Genomic DNA, 18626 nt, shown 5'->3' on the forward strand with positions numbered 1-18626 from the left:
AATCTAAAATTGTATATACTGATTCTATTTCACGACACCTATACATATTGACTTTATCACCAAACAAGAAACGGAGAGGCTTATCATTATAATACCATCATTCCATATAAATATGTCTCCATCTTTAATCATACAAGTACTAAAAAAGCAGTCCAACGTTCATATAATGAAACTTTACAATAAAAACAAAATTATATAGTTCAGCTTTTATCATAAACAAAACCACAACAAAGACTCTAAAACATCATTAAAAAAGAACCAAAAATCCTGCAAAGTCCATTTGTTAAAATGGCTTTATTGCCTGATTTTGGTTCTTTTATTTGTCCAAAACTTCTGCATCTTTTCCTACGGTAAAAACGTTTCACCCATCAAATAGAAGTCGACTTCGCGAGCAGCTTCTCTGCCTTCAGCAATTGCTGTTACAACGAGACTTTGTCCGTATCTTGCGTCTCCGCAGGCGAACACGGCTTCTTCACTTGTTCTGTAAAATCCTTTTGTGGCATCAATTGTGTGGCGCTTTGTTTTTTCTACATTGAAATTAGTGAAAATGTCATCTGTAGCACCAGCGAATCCAGCGGCAATGAGGACCATGTCGGCTTCAAAGAAACGTTCAGTGTCTGGTATTTTTGTATATTTATGATTCTCCACATCATGGTCAACTTGGACGGTGTGAAGACCAACTAGATTTCCTGCGTCGTCTTTTTCAAACGCTACCGTGCTAATCAAATACTCGCGTGGATCGGTTCCATAGACGGCTTCTGCTTCAGCGTGAGCGTAGTCCATTTGAAAGATGTGCGGATATTCAGGCCACGGATTTTTATCCGTCCGCTCTTCTGTAAGCTTGCCGCGGTGTCCAAATTGGTGGATGGAGCTTGCGCCTTGCCGAAGGGCTGTCGCAACACAATCCGCACCGGTGTCCCCACCGCCAATGATAATCACTTTTTTCCCAGAAGCAGAGAGGGTTTGAACTCCGTCGTTATCGAGGTTATCACGAATGCTTTCGGTCAAGTATGGTACGGCCATGTGAATGCCTGCTGCTTCTCGGCCAGGGATTTCAACGTCCCGAGGCTTGCTCGCTCCTGTCGCAAGGACTACGGCATCAAACTCGGCTTTTAAATCCGTCATCGTAATGTCAACGCCGGCATTTACATTTGTCACGAATTCGACGCCTTCAGCGGCCATCAAATTGACACGGCGCGTAACAGACTCTTTCTCAAGCTTCATGGTTGGGATGCCGTACATGAGAAGGCCGCCAATACGGTCGCTTTTTTCATAAACCGTGACAGAGTGCCCCGCCTTATTTAATTGATCCGCACAAGAAAGACCAGCGGGGCCAGAGCCAATGATGGCAATCCGTTTACCCGTTCTATTTTGTGGTGGCTCTGGCTGAATCCAACCTTCGGCGAATCCGCGGTCAATGATTTCCTTTTCAATTGATTTAATGCCGACCGCCGGTTCCGAAATCGCAACTGTACACGCACCCTCACAAGGGGCCGGACAGACGCGCCCAGTAAACTCTGGGAAATTGTTCGTCTTTAGGAGCAACATAAGCGCTTCTTTCCAATCACCGCGGTAAACAGCATCGTTCCACTCAGGGATTAAATTGTTTAGCGGGCAACCTGATACGCCGTTTTTAATTTCCATACCGACACTACAAAACGGGACACCGCAATCCATACAACGTGCTGCTTGAACCGTTAAATCATGTTCTGGCATGGGTAGATTATATTCATTCCAGTCGCGCGTCCGTTTTTTCGGATCGCGAACGGGCGCTGGAATACGGTTATAGTCCATAAAACCAGTTGATTTTCCCATCCTCATCGCCTCCTTTACTTCGCCGTCACTTCTTCTTTATTTCCTGTCAGCTCATAAAAAGCCGCCAGTTCAGCCGCCGCATGCGTTTCACCGCTTGCCTCAATCTCTTCCATGCGCGTTAGAATCGCTTCATATTCGTGCGGAATGACATAGACAAAATGCTCAAGTTCACTTTCAAATTGGTCTAAAATGGATTTCGCAAACTTGCTCCCTGTATAGGCGACATGGCGAATTAGCATATCCTTCAAACGATTTATCTCCCGCTTGGAAGACACAGACCGCACCGAAACAAGTTCGTGGTTCGTCTTCAAATGAAAGGCTTCCTTGTCACGCGTATAAACGTACGCCACACCGCCAGACATTCCCGCTGCGAAATTGTCTCCCACTTCGCCTAAAATGGCAACGGCACCGCCAGTCATATATTCACAGCCATTATCGCCGATGCCTTCAACAACGGCGGTCGCACCACTGTTTCGCACGGCAAATCTGGCACCCGCTTTTCCTAACATGTAGGCCTCTCCGCCTGTTGCGCCGTAAAGTGTTACATTGCCAACGATAGCTGACTCGTGCGGGTTTATTGGTGCCGCATCATTTGGTGCTACGATGAGTTTTCCGCCGGACAAGCCTTTGCCAAAGTAATCATTCGCATCGCCTATGATTCGAAGTGTCATACCATTTGGTGTGAAAGCACCGAAACTTTGTCCTGCGGCACCGATAAATGTTAAATCGACAGTATCTTCAGGTAAGCCTTCCGCGCCGTATTTCTCGCTTATCATCGAGCCTGAAATGGTTCCAATTGCACGGTCAATGTTGCGCACTTTGAATGTGCCTGTCACTTTTTGACCTGTTTCAAGTGCTGGCTGAATTTGTTGCACAATTTTTCGAGCATCAAGTGTCTCTTCTAGCTTATGATTTTGCTTCTTCGTGCAAATTTGTGTCTGTGTACGGTAGAAATCATCGGTATAGAGCAACTGGCTGAAGTCCAAATATTTCGCTTTCCAGTGCGCTTCTTTTCGTTCATGTGAGACGATATATTGTTTTTGACCGATTAATTCGTCTAACGTGCGGAAACCTAGTTCAGCCATCATTTCACGCATTTCTTGAACGATAAACTGAAAGAAATTGACAACATAATCCGCAGACCCAGCAAATTTTTTACGAAGTTCTGGATTTTGCGTGGCCACACCGACCGGACAGGTGTCCATATGACAAACGCGCATCATGACGCAACCGAGTGTCACAAGCGGTGCTGTCGCAAAGCCGTATTCTTCTGCGCCCAGTAAGGCTGCGATTAGAACGTCTTTTCCAGTCATCATTTTGCCGTCTGTCTCTAGGACGACTTGATTTCTAAGTCCATTTAAAAGGAGTGTTTGTTGTGTTTCTGCAAGACCAATTTCCCACGGGAGTCCAGTGTGGCGAATACTACTTCTAGCTGCTGCACCAGTTCCTCCCTCGTAGCCGCTAACTAAAATGACATCAGCATTTCCTTTTGCAACACCAGACGCGATTGTTCCTATACCTGTTTTCGAAACAAGTTTTACATTGATGCGCGCCTTTTGATTCGCATTTTTCAAATCAAAGATGAGTTGGGCTAAATCTTCAATGGAATAAATATCATGATGTGGCGGCGGGGAGATGAGGCCGACACCAGTTGTTGAGCCGCGAGTTTTTGAAATCCACGGATATACTTTTTTACCTGGCAAATGCCCGCCCTCGCCTGGTTTTGCTCCTTGTGCCATTTTAATTTGTAACTCTTCTGCATTTACCAAGTAGTGGCTTGTTACGCCAAACCGACCAGATGCGACCTGTTTAATCGCGCTTCTGCGTAAATCTCCGTTTGCATCACGCGCAAAACGTTCTGGATTCTCACCGCCTTCTCCGCTGTTGCTTTTGCCACCAAGGCGATTCATTGCGATGGCGAGCGCTTCGTGGGCTTCTTGGCTAATCGACCCGTATGACATCGCACCCGTTTTAAACCGTTTAAAAATGGCTTCGGCTGGTTCAACTTCTGAAATAGGAACGGGCTTACGATCCGTTTTTATATCAAACAACCCGCGGAGAAAAGCTTGATTTTGATTTTGCATTAAATCCGCATATAAATTGTAAGCTTCGCGGTCGTTTTCACGTGTCGCACGTTGCAAGGAGTGAATGGCAAGCGGATTATAGACGTGATACTCGCCGTTTGAACGCCACTGATACTCACCGCCTGAGTCTAGCGTAAATGCTTGATAGCCAATATCGTGGAAGGCTTGTCTATGACGGAGCCACGCCTCTTTTGCAATAATATCAAGTGGAATGCCAGATAATACGCTGGCTGTTCCAGGAAAATATTTCTCTGTTACATCCGCGCCAATACCAATTGCTTCAAAAATCTGTGCTCCTCGGTAACTTTGCACGGTTGAGATACCCATTTTCGACATGACTTTTAAAATGCCATCTGTCAGTGCCTCAATATATCTCATTTCTGCTTCATCAATTGTAAAGCCTGTAATACGACCTTGCTCAATTAAATCATGGAAGGCATGAATGGCAAGATACGGATAAATTGCATCTGCACCATAACCGATGAGTGTCGCACATTGGTGCACATCACGCGCTTCTGCTGTTTTTACGATAATGCTTGCTTTTGTCCGTAACCCTTTTTGAATCAAATGTTGATGCAAACCGCTTACTGCAAGAAGTGACGGGACGCCAATCCATTCAGCATTCGTTCCCTCATCTGTTAAAACAATGAGCTTATTTCCTGCTTGAATGGCTTTTTCTACCTCGTTAAAAATAACGTCTAGGCGCGCATCTAACGAGTCACACTCTTCTTTTTGGAATAGCATTGGCACAATTTTTGTGGCTTCGCTAAATTTAGTTTGGTTTTTAAGCGCCGCAAATTCCTTACGAGACAAAATGGGCGTTTTTAAGCGGATTCGATTCGCGTTTTGTGCGCTAGGAGCTAAAATATTTCCTTCGTCGCCTAGAAGCGTCATCGTCGACACAACGGTTTCCTCGCGAAGTCCGTCGATAGGCGGATTCGTCACCTGCGCAAATAGTTGTTTGAAGTAATTAAACAAAAGTTGTGGTCTTTTTGAAAGTACGGCAAGCGGAGCGTCATAGCCCATTGCGCCCATTGGATCTTTTTTCTCGGTGACCATTGGGATTAAAATTTTATTTAACTCATCTTGTGTGTACCCAAAAGCCTGTTCTAATTTAAAGCATGCCGATTTTGAGAGCGGTTCGAACTCATCATCTACCTCTTTTGTGAGTTCGGAAATGTCGGTTAAATTTTCAAGCCAGGCTGCGTATGGTTCGGCTGATTCTAATGCTCCTTTTAGTTCGGCATCTGGAATGATGCGTCCTTTTTCCAAATCAATGAGTAGCATTTGGCCAGCACCAACCGTTTCTTTTTTCACAACATCCGCCGCATCAACTGGTACGACACCCGTTTCCGATGAATAAATGATTGTCCCTTCTTTTGTTAGATAGTAACGAGCCGGGCGCAAACCATTGCGGTCTAAAATCGTCCCAATCACACGGCCGTCCGTGAAGGAAATCGAAGTCGGTCCGTCCCACGGTTCCATGAGTGTTGCATGATACTCGTAAAACGAACGTTTGTCCTCCGACATATTTTTATTTTTATCCCACGGCTCTGGAATAAGCATCATTGCCGCGTGCGGGAGCGTTCTTCCCGTTTGCACGAGGAATTCAAGCGCATTATCAAGCGTGGCCGAATCACTCCCTGATTCATCAATGATTGGTAGAACTTTTTCAAGCTTTTTACCAAAAAGTGGGCTTTCTGCGCGTTTCTCACGGGCTTTCATCCAGTTCACATTGCCACGTTGTGTGTTGATTTCACCATTATGAATCAAGTAGCGGTACGGATGTGCCCGCTCCCAGCTTGGAAATGTGTTCGTCGAAAAGCGCGAATGAACGAGCGCAAAAGCCGACGTGTATTCTGGGCTCGCGAGGTCCAAATAGTACGCATTAATTTGCTCTGGGAGTAGCATCCCTTTATAAATCACAGTCCGAGTTGACAAACTCGGCACGTAAAAAGTCCCTGTTAAATCAAGTGTTTTGGCAAAGTTTTCCATTTGTTTCCGCATTAAATAAAGCGCGCGTTCAAATTCCTTCTCAGATTGAGCATCTTTTCGTTCAATAAAAATCTGGTAAATGGCTGGCTCCGTCTGTTTTGCACCCGCGCCAATTTTTGTCGCATCCGTTGGCACTTTACGATAGCCAAGAAACGTTTGTCCTTCTTCTTTCACAATAGCCGTAAAGCGTTCCATCAATGTCAGACGTTCAGATTCATCCTTTGGAAAATTAATCATACCCACTGCATATTTCAATTTTTCTGGAAGTAAAATACCTTCTTCAGAACAAACTTTTCTAAAAAAAGCATCTGAAATTTCAAGTAAAATGCCGGCGCCATCACCTGTATCCCCACCAACTTCACCACCGCGGTGTTTGAGTTGGCATAACATGTGAATACCTTGTTCGACAATTTTATGCGAACTTTTATTTTGCACATTCGCCACAAAGCCGATACCACAAGCATCGTGCTCATTTTCCGGATGATATAAGCCATGTTTTTTTGGCATTCCTACATCTCTCATTCAAATTCCTCCTCCAGCATCCGTCTATCTTTATTGACGGAATAAACTAAATTGATAGAAAATTCACTTCCATCAAGTGACGTTTTGTGTAAGTTCTATTTTATTCCTTTTCATTTATCGAAACAATATATATAATAGAATAAAGCAATCTCATTTTGAGAACGAAAGAAGTGTTTAATGTGGAATTACGCCAATTAAAATATTTTATGGAAGTTGCAAGAGTCGAACATATGACACAAGCCTCCGAAAATCTACACGTCGCCCAATCTGCCGTCAGCAGGCAGATTACTAAACTTGAAGATGAACTCGGCGTGGCACTATTTGAACGCATTGGGCGAAATATGCGCCTAACAAACGTTGGAAGAGATTTCCTTGAGCAAGCAAAACGTGCCATGAATGAACTTCAAAAAGCTGAATCGATTGTCACCGAATATACCAATCCAACACTTGGAACCGTGCGGGTTGGGCTACCCAACTCCCTTTCCACAAAAGTTTTACCCGCTGTCATCTCGGAATTCCGAAAAAACTATCCCGACATTTCCTATCAATTTCTGGAAGGCTCAAACGCTGAACTGACAAACATGCTACACTCAGGTGACCTCGACCTCACTTTCCTGTCACCCGTTCCAGCAGAATCCGAATCTTTTTACACAACCCGCTTTTTTGATGAAAAATTAAAAGTAATCGTCCCAAAAGCGCATCCGCTAAGTCAAGAGCTAACGTTAACGCTTCACGACCTCGGACAAGAAAAATTTATCCTTTATCCAAGCGATTTTGACCTATTCCAAATCGTCCAAAAGTCCGCCGAAAAAAAAGGCATTACGCTTGATATTGCTTTTCAAAGCACCGATTTCTATACGATTCAAGGTTTAGTTGGCGCAGGTCTTGGCATCTCCATTCTCCCAGAAATGATTTTAGACGGCGCCATCTTCAAAGAAACCATTAGCATCCCCTTGCGCGACAAGGACTTGCGCCGTTCAGTCGGCCTCATCACCACAAAAAAACGCAACCTCTCCCCGTCTGAACGACTGTTTCATGATTTTATTTTAGAATTTTTTAAAGGTGATTAAATTCCTAGCACTAAAATAAAGAAGCATAAATTCAAGTGTTCATCCCATTTCAAAGATGGTTTTCACTGAATTTATGCCTCACTATCAAGCTCATTATGTTATTTGCGCCCTTCAAAAAACAAAAGAGTAGCAAAAATATCACCAAGTTGGAAATTGAAAAGATTATTAGAACTCAAATAATCGTCCAGATGAAAACTCCCATCAAACTTATTAATCATTAATAAAAGCAAGTTCATGGTTTAGCAAAAACGGTCGCATGTAAGCAACAGTGTTTGATAATGGTAAAAGATCTTCATGGATATTGATTTTTAGCACTTCACGTAAATAGCGACGCCGTTCTTTTATGCGCGCATTTAGTTCTGGGTAGTCCCGTTTAATCGCTGCACGTAAATCGGCATCAGCAAGCGCCACACATTCTTCCGCACTTGCGCCTGCATAACCTTTTACAGAAGGAATAATATCGATTTGGAAAATCATACCGCTTTTTAGTGTATGCGGTGAATGAGGGTAAACTGGCGAAGCCATCCACTCCTCATCAGCCGTCAAATGCCCCGGATTTAAATGCCAGTGATACGTTTCCTTCGGCAAAACCATTTCCATATCCTGATACAAATCCGCCGCCTTATAACCTACCCTTACCGTTTCAAGCCACTTTACAATCGCTTTAAAATACGGCTCCGAAACGCGTTCGACGTAATCTTTTTGTCCATCTGGAAGTTCACTTGCATCTCGCACCGCATATCCCGCGCGACTCGACAAGCCGCCTTTAAAGCCACACGTAAGGGAAATTTTATCCCCAAGACTCACCAATTTATTTGTCGGATAAAGATTTGCGTATTGAAAGCGTTCACCCGTCGCCATAATCGAAACGACTGTGTGAGGCTGCCCAAGCCGAGCCAGTTCCCCCGCAATTTCCATTTCACTTTTACCTAAAGTGATTTTATCCATTGCTTTTAAAATACTTGTGGAAGAAAGGCTCGCACCAAATTCATAGTGCGCGACTTCGTTCGCATTATTTGTGACGCGTGCACCTCTTTCATTCCAGATAAACACCCCACTCGCCGAAATGAGCGTTGCGTCTTTCGCGCTATTTTCAACCGCTTGCACAATGAAATGCGGCAAATCAAACAAGTTCGCGTTTATTTCCGTTTCCGATGTGAACTTTTTCCATCCGACAAGCCCAATTGTTTGCGCGCCGCGCAGTTCAGTACGTTCAAACAGACTCGCTAAAGAAAAGTTCGGCATCATCGGCTGGTTTGGCAATGAAAAATGTGGCACATGAATCGCTTCATTTGGAATTCTCGCATGTGCTGCCATCTTCATATTTTCATTTCCAAGCAGTAAAAATGCTTTTTTTGATTTGTGTAAAACGAGAATCGCTTCTTCAAACCGCGGAATAAATCCCGTTAGATACTCAAAATTAGCACCGTGCTCCTTATCCGCATAAACTACAATTGCATCAAGATTTTCTCGCTTCATATTCGCTATGACTTTATTAAGGCGCGCTTCCATCGTTTCAATAGTCAATACAACTGGCGTACCAATTTCAGCAAGCGGCGCCTGAATCAAATTTAAGCTCATTTCTAATCTCCTTTATACTTGATTAAACGCATCTGGATAGCGAATTTCTCCGCTAAAATCAACTAGCCCGCCCGGATATAATTCAAGCGCCAAAAAATTTTCAGCTGGTACATCAAACGGTGCAGAAATCCCAAAATGAGCCGCTTTTTCAAAACCAAATTTAGGATAGTAAGTTGCATGCCCAAGCACAATAATTCCAGGGTACGCCTTTATACGTGAAAGTCGAATCCCCTCTTCAATAAGTGCCTGACCAACCCCTTCGCCTTGAAATTCTGGCAACACCGAAATAGGTGCAAGACCAAGTAAGATGCGAGTTTCCCCTTCTTTTTCAAGAAAAATTTCGCTTAGTAGCGCGTGACCAACAAGTTTCCCGTCTAACGTTTCAGCAACAAGTGAAAGGTCGCTTACATACTGTTCTGATTCGCGTATAAGGTCCACTAGCTCCGCTTCATTTTCGCGACCAAAAGCGCGTTTATGAATCTGAAAAACTTCCTGATTTTCTCCCTGCGTTTGAATCCGTATCTTCATTTTATCTAACCTGCTTTTCCATTCGATATTTTTCGAGACCAAGAATTGCCTGTTCGACTTTATCCGCAGTTATAACACCTGGCATCATATGAATCGTTTCGCCCGCCTCCGCGGCACGAATTGCAACAGCACGTATTGCACTCTCAGAAAGCGGCTCCGTCAACATGTCAGAAAGTGAAGTCGGTAAGCCTAGCGCCGCATAAAATGGCAATAGTCGTTCAATTTCATCAAAACGATTTTCAAGCACGAGTTGAACAAATACACCGTATGCCACTTTATTCCCGTGTAGAATATGATGTGTTTCTGGAATCATCGTGAGCGCATCGTGAATGGAATGTGCGCCAGCCGTCCGGCCATATTTGTCGCCAAAACCACCAACCATACCCGCAACTAAAATATTCGTTTCAACCGTTTTAATGAACGCATCGCTTAGTTCACCTGCTTCCATAGCTTGAATGGCCGAAACGCTAAGCTTAAGTAAATTTTCCCGACATTTATTTGCCGCAAAATAAGCAATTTCAACTTCCACAGATGGATTTTCCAGCTGGGAAATAATGACATCGGCCTCATACCATTTCGCAAGCGTGTCACCAATTCCAGCAATCATAAGTGGAATGGGTGAATGTAAAATGACTTCTGGCTCAATTAAAACGAGCGCATTACTTTCTGGGAAAACATCATAGCAAATCATTCTGCCATTTGTATCATACATGACACTAAGTGGTGTCGCTGCCGCACAAGTCGAAGCAAGTGTCGGTAAAATAATTACAGGAATGCGTAACACATGCCCGGCCGCTTTGGCTAAGTCTGTAATTTTCCCGCCGCCAACCGCAACAATCGTTTCAAATTGTTTCTCTATCACAAGCTTCACAATTCGGTCGCGTTCTTCATAAGTACACTCGCCGCTATATGGTTCAAACGAAACGGTCACACCCGGCAAGTCTGGAAATTTCTCTTTCGCAACTTCCCATGATTTTTCGCCATGCAAAACGAGAATTTTTTCTAAATGACGTCTTTTTAAATGTTCCGGTAGCGTTTCCCACGCACCATTACCACAAACATATTCTTGCGGCGCACCGCGTACAATTAATTCTTCAACCATGATGAATCCTCCCCCAAATCTTTTGCTACTAATAAATAGTCTGCTTTTCTTGCAAAGTGAAGGATTAGCTCCGTGAACTCCCCTTCACTCGATTTAATTTCTACCGAATGACCAAGCTTTTTCGCCATCTGTTTCGCTAAATAAAGCCCCATGCCAGTTGCTTTCTTCTCTTTCCGACCTGTCATACCCGTGAAGCCTTGTTGAAATACACGCGGCAGATCTTCTGCACTAATCCCGCGACCATTATCCCAAATGTGCAAATGGGTGCGGTCTTTTTTCTCCTCACACCAAATTTTCACTTCACCGCCTTCTGCTGTATATTTCAAGGCATTTGAAATAATCTGATCCAAAATAAAACCGAGCCATTTGCTATCCGTTCGCACATCAACACTCACGTCTCCCATCGAAAGCTTTTTCTTTCCCGAGATAAAAAGGCGCGAATGCCGTTTAATCGACTCCCTAACCACACTTCCAAGATCTTGTTCTTGGATAAAATAGTCTTTTGCAAATGTGTCAAGCCGGGAGAAGTACAGTGCTTGCATCACTAATTGATCCACCCTGTCAAGTTCCTCATCGACTTTTTCAAAAATCGTTTCAGTATCGTTCAAATCCGGATTTTTAATCAACATTTTACTGGCAACAAGTGGCGTCTTTACTTCATGTACCCAGTATAAAATAAAGTCATGATATTCTTCCTGCTTATCTTGAAGTGCCGTCACCGTTTTTTGTTCCTCACGATGTTTTTTGCGCATCAATTCATTAAAGAAAGCTTGCTCGCTCGTTCTTGGCTTCGGTAAAAGTTCAATAATATTTTCATCAATTTCCCCCGAAACCAGTTCTTTCATTTCTTGCCAGTATCGATATTTAAAAATATAGCCAAGAATGAGATAGGCAATTAAAAACATAATCACAAAAAAGTATAAGTAAATAATATTGCCAACCGTTAATTTACTATTTGGATCGATATAAATTAAAAGGCCGACAAAAAACATCACAATGAAAAAGAAAAACAAGAAAAAGCGCTTATCACGTACATAACGCCACCACGTCATTTCATTCACCCTTCCTCGTCAATTTCAAGTGGAACAAAATCAAATTTTTGGAAATCAAACAAGCCTTGATCTGTGAGTTTATATTCTGGAATAACTGGCAAAGTAAGAAAAGATAACGTCAGGAACGGGTCAAAACCGCGTGCCTCGCTAATCGTTTGAAATACATTTAAAAGGGTTTCTAAATCAGCCTGTACTTTTTCAAACGGTGCGTGTGTAAGTAGACCCGCAATTTCAAGACGCAATTCACCGAGTAATTCACCATTTGAAACTACAACAACGCCACCACCAATTTCAGTTAAATGACGAATGGCAAAGTCAATATCCGCATCACACATGCCCACCGCTACAATATTATGAGAATCATGGGCAACGGTTGTCGCAATAGCACCATTTTTTAAGCCAAAACCTTTCACAATGCCAAGACCAATATTTTTTGTCCCTTTATGTCGCTCGACAACAACCATTTTGGCTAAGTCACTAGAAACATCAGGCATAAATTCACCATTTTCTAGGCTAACTTTAGCCGTTAAACGCTCTGTGAATAAACTATTGGGTAGCATGCCCATTACACGGACGTTTTCTGATTTTAAAGATAGTTGCAAATCTGCTTTTGTCAAGCTGTGCTTGATTTTTGGTGAAACAAAGCTCGTGTCTACTTTCTCAAATTTTTCTTCCAAACGAATGCCGTCTTGAACGAGTAGCTCACCTTTTTTGAAAACTTTAGTAATCGCAACATCCTCCAAGCGTTCAAGGAAAACAAGGTCTGCTTGGTAACCAGCAGCGACTGCTCCCAAATAAGGTAAATTATGACAGTTCGCGGCATTAATTGTTGCCATCTGGATCGCTGTAATAGGTGCAATTCCGTGCGCAATCGCCAAACGGATATTGTAATTAATCGAGCCTTCCCGAACTAAATCCGGAATCAATTTATCATCTGTACAAAAACAAAAACGGTGACTATTTTCGATACGCACTGCCTGAATTGCTTTTTCTAAATCGCGTCCAACAGTCCCCTCACGGAGCATGACAAACATCCCCGCCTGAACGCGGTCAAGTGCCTCATCACGCGTTGTACTTTCATGATCTGTCCGAATCCCAGCGGCCAAATAATTATTCAAATTATCACGTGTTAAACCGGCCCCGTGCCCATCAATACGTCCGCCATTTTCTTTCGCATCAATGATTTTTTGTAAAATATCAGCCGAGCCAGAAGCAACAGACGGAAAATCCATCACTTCCGCAAGCCCGATAACTTTTTCATGAGCATAAAGCGGTTTTAAATCTTTTGCAAGAAGTGTTGCTCCGTTATTTTCTTGAGGTGTTGCCGGAACTGAAGAAGGCGACATGACAAACATATCAATTGGAGCCGCTTCTGCATCCCGAAGCATGAATTCAATGCCAGGGACACCTGCCACGTTAGCAATTTCATGCGGATCTGTTACAATTGTGGTCACCCCGTTTGGCAGGAGTACACGCGCAAATTCACTTGGGGTAATCATGGCACTTTCCACATGAACATGGGCATCTATAAAGCCTGGGGCGATGTATTGACCCTTTGCATCAATAATTTTACTGGCTTCTTCAAACGAGCCGATACCGGCGATATAACCATTTTTAATAGCAATATCACCTTCCATAATTTCTCCCGTAAAAACATTGATGATTCGACCATTTTTAATAATACAATCTGCTTTTGCCAAGTGATTGCTGACGGCAATGCGTTCACGTAAACTTTGAACTGTTTCCAACCTGAAATCCTCCTCTACTTTTGTTCAAAAAAACCTTCGTCACCTAAATAGCTTTCCGCAGCTTCAAGCGTTGGAAATACAGCTTCTACATTTTCCGCGGCATATACAATCCACATTTTATTTTCATAAGTTAACACCAGTTTTTCTTCAAATTCATCCACATATGTGATTTCTTGCCCTTCCTTAAAAATATCACCATCACTATCCATATAGGTAATAGCAGCTGAAATGAGCTCCACTAATTCGGATTCACTCGCTTCAAAGATGTTGAAATAACCTTGTTTATCTAGCATACTTACATCTAAATAGGGGGCATATACATAGCCGTTTCCATTAGGGTGTAAATGTTTAATTAAAATGGATTTCTCGCGTTTACTTGATGGATAGTGATAATTCACACGTCCGAGCGAAATTGCTTTTTCTTCAAGCTCCGTAAAGCGGGAAATGATTTGTTTTTTTTCTTCAAAAGTTAGCATGTTCTTCTCTTCTTTCTTATTTAAAATCTTTCGCTTGTATTTGTTCTTTGGCCACAACTGGCAGCCATTCATGAACATCTTGAAAGACGAAACCAAGATTTTTAGCTTTTGTATTGTCTAAATAATACGATTTTTGGATATCAAACGGCGATTCGTTTTCATCATCAACTTCTGACACATCTTCAACAAGCGCTTTTTTCTGAGTAACTTCTTCTAGTGTTTCAATTAATTCACCGAGTTTATAGACACCGTTTGACGCCGCGTTTATTGGTCCGGTAAAATCCGACTGTGTGCCAATAAAAGCTAAGAATTTTGCGGCTTCATCGGAACTAATAAAGCCAATTTCTGCCTCCTCATTTTGAAGACCAATTTCCGTGCCATTTATTATCCTTGATGTATGGAACTGAAGACGCTTTGTGTAATCATCGCTACCAAGCACGATTGGAAAGCGGACAGCTACTACGTCAAAATCAGCTTTTTGGCTATAAACAGCTTCCCCGAGGCGCTTTCCCTCGCCATAATCAAAGTCAAGACGGTCACCTTGAATAATTTCATAGTGCTTGCTATCAAAGTCTTCTTCCAAAAGTGCTCGTCCTTTTATCCCGTATACGGAAAGAGAGGACGTATAAATGAGCCGTGTTTTCTGTCCTTTAAATGCCTGAATTAAATAAAGGGCATCTTGCGGGGAAAAACAAATATTATCATAAATCAAATCAAAGCGCTCATTCGCCAGTTGAAACAAATCTTCACGACGTTCTCGGTTTAATTTTAAATGCTTCACACCAGCTGGAATCGTCACGTCCGCCTTACCTCGCGTTACAATCGTCACATCGTGCCCTCTGGCTTTTAAAATATCAACCAGTCGTTTACCAAAAAAACGCGTACCACCTAAAACTAAAACCTTCATTCAAACCCCTCCTCTTTATGTAAAAACAGGAAGTAAAAGTTTCTCGAATCAAAAGAAACCTACTTCCCCCAATTTATTCAATCATGTAGCCTTGCCCTTTTTTCGTTTTAATAAAATCATCTAAACCAATTTCGGCAAGTTTTTTGCGAATGCGTACAACATTGACAGTTAGCGTATTATCGTCTACAAAGCTTTCATCTTCCCAAAGTGCACGCATAATTTCATCGCGGCTAACAATGCTACCTTTTTGTTTCATTAATTCATATAAAATTAAAAACTCATTTTTAGTTAGCTCAATTTTTTCATCGAGAAAAGTAAGCGTATTTGTGTCGATATGCAAAAAGACATTATTGTGTTCCATAACATTTGGCTCTTCAAGTTCAGCATACGAATATGTGCGCCGAAGAAGTGCATTGATTCGAGCCATTAAAACATCCAAATCAACAGGTTTTTCGATGTAATAATCTGCCCCCATATTCATTCCCATAATTTGATCCATACGTGAATTTCTAGATGAGAGGAAAATAATAGGCACGTTGGAAACTTCACGAATTTGATTGCACCAGTAAAAACCATCAAAGTAAGGCAAATTCACATCTAAAATAACCAATTGTGGTTCAAATTCTAAAAACTCATTTAAAATATTATTAAAATCCCCCACTGTATGAATGTCAAAGCCCCACTTCATCAAATGTTTTTGAATTGTATCGCGAATGACAATATCATCTTCTACAATATATACTTTAACCATTATTTTGCCTCCAATTTCAAACTAACATCATACGGTTATTTCTATCCTATATTTTATAACATATTTTTCATTACCAGATAATGAAATCCTTCTGTTTTCATACTCCATTTCGTTCTTCTCTATTTTAGCTGATTATCTCATTTTTTACCAATTAAGCGCGAAAACGCGTCACAATATTCGTATAGCTATTTAAGCATAGCCAGTAGTAAAAACCATATAAGATGCAATAAATACTTGTAACAATGACGACTGGCCACTGCAAACTATAATCGATATTTCTTGATAGTCCTATCATTGCGACAAGACTATGTGACAAGCCAAGTAAAAGTGGGATAATAAACATCGGTGCAATTTGTCTTGAGACGACTCGTCTCAATTCTTTTTCTGTCAAGCCAAGTTTAAAAAGTGTTGCAAATTGATTTTGTTCTAAATAAGCGTCCGTCACTTGTTTAAAGTAAATAATACTACCCGTAGCCATAAAGAACACCAGACCGATAAACACCCCGATATAAAGAAATGTTCCCATTAAAATGGATACCATATGATAATTCGAATAGTAACTTGAAAATGTTTCCGACCATAAATTGACTTTTCCTTCAGTTGCCACTTGAATTTTATTCCCTAATTCTTCAGAGTGATCAACCTCTGTGACATCATAAATAGACACTTTTTGTGCGCGAAACTCTTTTTTAAGCTTATTGTAAAACGTGTCATTCACAACGAGCATAGCATCTGCAAAACCTGTGTTAAAAATCGGATAATAGCGAAAGTCTGTAATCGTGACGTCACCGACTGTTGTTTTCTTATCTTTTGTCACAATTTGAAAGCTTTTTCCAATTAATTGTTGCACACGTCTATCGCGTGTATTGTTCATTTCTTTGCCAACAAAAACGGCATCACCTGTTTTCAAATTACGTATGGGTTTATTGCTTCTTCCTTCAACCGAATTGAGGCGATTAAATTCTGATACGGTAATAAAAGAAAAACGAGCCTTATTTTGGTAATAATCAACAGGCATCTGCTTTAATTCTTGGTCAATATACGCATCAATGTAAGCTCCTTTTGTCATATATACTAAATTATGCTCTTTATCACGTTTTATAATCCGCTCCACTTCAGCTTCTTTATCAGGTGTTAAATTTAACAATTGATAGCTACTCGGATTTTCCTTTTGCACTTGATCAATTGTGACATAGTAAAAACTGCTAATGGCACCAATAATTGTGAGCGTCGTGGCACTTAAAACGGCAATCATGGTAAGTGTATTGGCATTTTTTTTCATGCGGTAGCGAAGGGAAGTCACAGTAATTAAATTTGTTCCGTGGTAATAGATTTTTTTGAAATTATAAAAATAACGTAGCCCAAGTGGCATGGAGAAGCGAATAAAAATCCACGTCCCAAGTACAACTGATCCTAAAACCAGCAAAATACTGTTACCAAAACCTACTTTTTCAAAAAAAGGAGAAGTAATGACAATTTGGAGCGCCAGAAAATAGCCAAAAATGATAAGTGCAAGCCCTATAATGGTTAAAACTAACGAACCCCTTGGCACGCGTTTTTCGCGAGTTTCTGATTTGAAAAGTTGTAGCAAACTGTAACGAAAAACAATATAGATTGCATAAAGTGACGTAATAGCCATAATGATGAGAAATGTATAAATTGTGTCTGTAATGGCTGTTGCTGACACTACGAGCTTAGTATCTACACGTAAGTTGACAATCCAAAAAAGAAGCATAATAAACAATTTAGAAAAGAAAATGCCCGTTAATATTCCCGTAACAAGCGCCAGTAAATAAGTTAACAAATTTTCAAAAATAATGATAATGCTAATCTGCCCTTTTCTTAAACCGAGTAGCGCATATAACCCAAACTCTCTTTTTCTTCTTTTTAAAAAGTAGCTATTGGAGTAAAAAATGAAAAAGCCGACAAATAAAATTAAAATGAATCCTGCTGATGAAAATAAAGAGTTCCCAATTAGTTCCCATCTTTTGAAAATTTTATCAATAAGTGGATTTTGCGAAAGGGACATGAATGTAAAATAAATTAATACGCTTATCGCAATACTAATGAAGTAAATCATATACTGATTAAAATTTTTCCACATGTTTGTGACAGCAATTTTAAAAAGCGTCATCAGCTTCACCGCCAAGCATTGCCAGTACATCTAATATTTTTTGGAAGAATTGTTTACGTGTTGTTTTCCCGCGATGAATTTCTGTATAGATTTCACCGTCTTTAATAAATAAAACGCGGTCCGAGTAGCTTGCTGCAAAAGCATCATGCGTCACCATTAAAATAGTCGCATTTCCTTGCTCTTTCGCTTGTTGCAACCCTTCAAGTAAATTGGTTGCTGCTTTTGAATCAAGCGCACCTGTTGGTTCATCAGCAAAAATAAGCGCTGGTTTTGTAATCATGGCACGACAAACCGCCGTACGTTGTTTTTGTCCGCCTGAAACTTCACTTGGAAATTTATCGCGAAGTTCATACATGCCAAATTGCCTTGCGATTTCTTCAAAACGCACTTCAATTTCAAAAGGCGATACGCGGTTTAAAGCAAGTGGCAAAACTATATTGTCTTTTATAGACATCGTCTCTAATAAATTATAATCTTGGAAAATAAAACCCAGCTGATCGCGTCGAAACATTGCCAGCTCTTTTTGGCGCATATCAGAAAGTGATTTTCCGTTAATTTCAATTTCACCAGAAGTAGGACTATCAATAGAAGAAAGTACGTTTAAAAGTGTTGACTTGCCCGCACCAGACGGTCCCATGACACTCATAAACTCTCCCTTATTCACCTCTAAAGAAATACTATTTAAAGCAGGAAAAAGACTTCCTTTTGACCCATAAACTTTTCGTACTTTATGGGCTTTTAAAATAACATCTTCCATCGTTTTCCTCCTGATATTTAGTCATCTCGTGTTATTTTACAGTATACCGAAAGTTTTGAACAAGGTCTATAGTTGTAGAAAGCTATTTTTTCAAAAAAAACAGA

The 18626-nt window shown here is 41.2% G+C and carries 13 protein-coding genes; 1 reads left to right on the top strand and 12 read right to left on the bottom strand.

The window, feature by feature from the left end; genetic code table 11:
* Positions 1 to 345 precede the first annotated feature (345 nt).
* Together R8923_RS13280 and gltB are read right to left on the bottom strand one after the other, a co-directional pair.
* The gene (locus R8923_RS13280; RefSeq protein ID WP_485873239.1) at positions 346 to 1815 is read right to left on the bottom strand and encodes a glutamate synthase subunit beta; all 1470 of its coding nucleotides are present in this window, start codon (positions 1813 to 1815) and stop codon (positions 346 to 348) included.
* A gap of 14 nt (positions 1816 to 1829) precedes the next feature.
* Complete coding sequence (gene gltB / locus R8923_RS13285) at positions 1830 to 6416, bottom strand: glutamate synthase large subunit (RefSeq protein WP_485873240.1); 4587 nt, start codon at positions 6414 to 6416, stop codon at positions 1830 to 1832.
* A gap of 179 nt (positions 6417 to 6595) precedes the next feature.
* On the opposite strand from gltB, the gene gltC reads away from it, so the two are divergent.
* Positions 6596 to 7486 carry a glutamate biosynthesis transcriptional regulator GltC gene (gltC, locus tag R8923_RS13290; protein WP_485873241.1) on the top strand — a complete coding sequence of 297 codons (891 nt, stop codon included), beginning with the start codon at positions 6596 to 6598 and terminating at the stop codon, positions 7484 to 7486.
* A gap of 210 nt (positions 7487 to 7696) precedes the next feature.
* Here gltC and R8923_RS13295 read toward each other — a convergent pair whose 3' ends face one another.
* The 10 genes from R8923_RS13295 to R8923_RS13340 all read right to left on the bottom strand — a co-directional run bounded on the left by R8923_RS13295 (position 7697) and on the right by R8923_RS13340 (position 18522).
* Positions 7697 to 9067 (bottom strand): M24 family metallopeptidase, encoded by a 1371-nt coding sequence (locus tag R8923_RS13295; protein ID WP_485873242.1) that lies wholly within the window; start codon positions 9065 to 9067, stop codon positions 7697 to 7699.
* A gap of 12 nt (positions 9068 to 9079) precedes the next feature.
* A complete protein-coding gene (locus tag R8923_RS13300) occupies positions 9080 to 9595 on the bottom strand; it encodes a GNAT family N-acetyltransferase (RefSeq protein ID WP_485873243.1) in 516 nt (171 codons plus the stop codon).
* 1 nt (position 9596) lies between these two features.
* Positions 9597 to 10697 (bottom strand): iron-containing alcohol dehydrogenase family protein, encoded by a 1101-nt coding sequence (locus R8923_RS13305; protein ID WP_485873244.1) that lies wholly within the window; start codon positions 10695 to 10697, stop codon positions 9597 to 9599.
* Positions 10682 to 11749: a sensor histidine kinase gene (locus R8923_RS13310; protein ID WP_485873245.1), complete on the bottom strand. Its 1068-nt coding sequence runs from the start codon at positions 11747 to 11749 to the stop codon at positions 10682 to 10684. Before R8923_RS13310 ends, R8923_RS13305 begins: the two co-directional genes overlap by 16 nt.
* A gap of 5 nt (positions 11750 to 11754) precedes the next feature.
* Positions 11755 to 13497: an adenine deaminase gene (ade, locus tag R8923_RS13315; protein ID WP_485873246.1), complete on the bottom strand. Its 1743-nt coding sequence runs from the start codon at positions 13495 to 13497 to the stop codon at positions 11755 to 11757.
* Positions 13498 to 13511: 14 nt separating this feature from the next.
* Complete coding sequence (locus tag R8923_RS13320; protein WP_485873247.1) at positions 13512 to 13973, bottom strand: hypothetical protein; 462 nt, start codon at positions 13971 to 13973, stop codon at positions 13512 to 13514.
* A 16-nt stretch (positions 13974 to 13989) separates the two neighbouring features.
* A complete protein-coding gene (locus R8923_RS13325) occupies positions 13990 to 14880 on the bottom strand; it encodes an NAD-dependent epimerase/dehydratase family protein (protein WP_485873248.1) in 891 nt (296 codons plus the stop codon).
* Positions 14881 to 14953: 73 nt separating this feature from the next.
* A complete protein-coding gene (locus tag R8923_RS13330) occupies positions 14954 to 15631 on the bottom strand; it encodes a response regulator transcription factor (RefSeq protein WP_485873249.1) in 678 nt (225 codons plus the stop codon).
* Positions 15632 to 15782: 151 nt separating this feature from the next.
* Entirely contained in the window at positions 15783 to 17765 is a 1983-nt protein-coding gene (locus R8923_RS13335; RefSeq protein WP_485873250.1) for an FtsX-like permease family protein, read from the bottom strand.
* On the bottom strand, positions 17752 to 18522 hold the full coding sequence (locus tag R8923_RS13340) for an ABC transporter ATP-binding protein (protein ID WP_485873251.1): 771 nt from the start codon (positions 18520 to 18522) through the stop codon (positions 17752 to 17754). The genes R8923_RS13335 and R8923_RS13340 overlap by 14 nt, the downstream gene beginning before the upstream one ends.
* Positions 18523 to 18626 lie beyond the last annotated feature (104 nt).

The organism is Listeria tempestatis, from assembly GCF_963575625.1.
Lineage (GTDB): Bacteria > Bacillota > Bacilli > Lactobacillales > Listeriaceae > Listeria > Listeria tempestatis.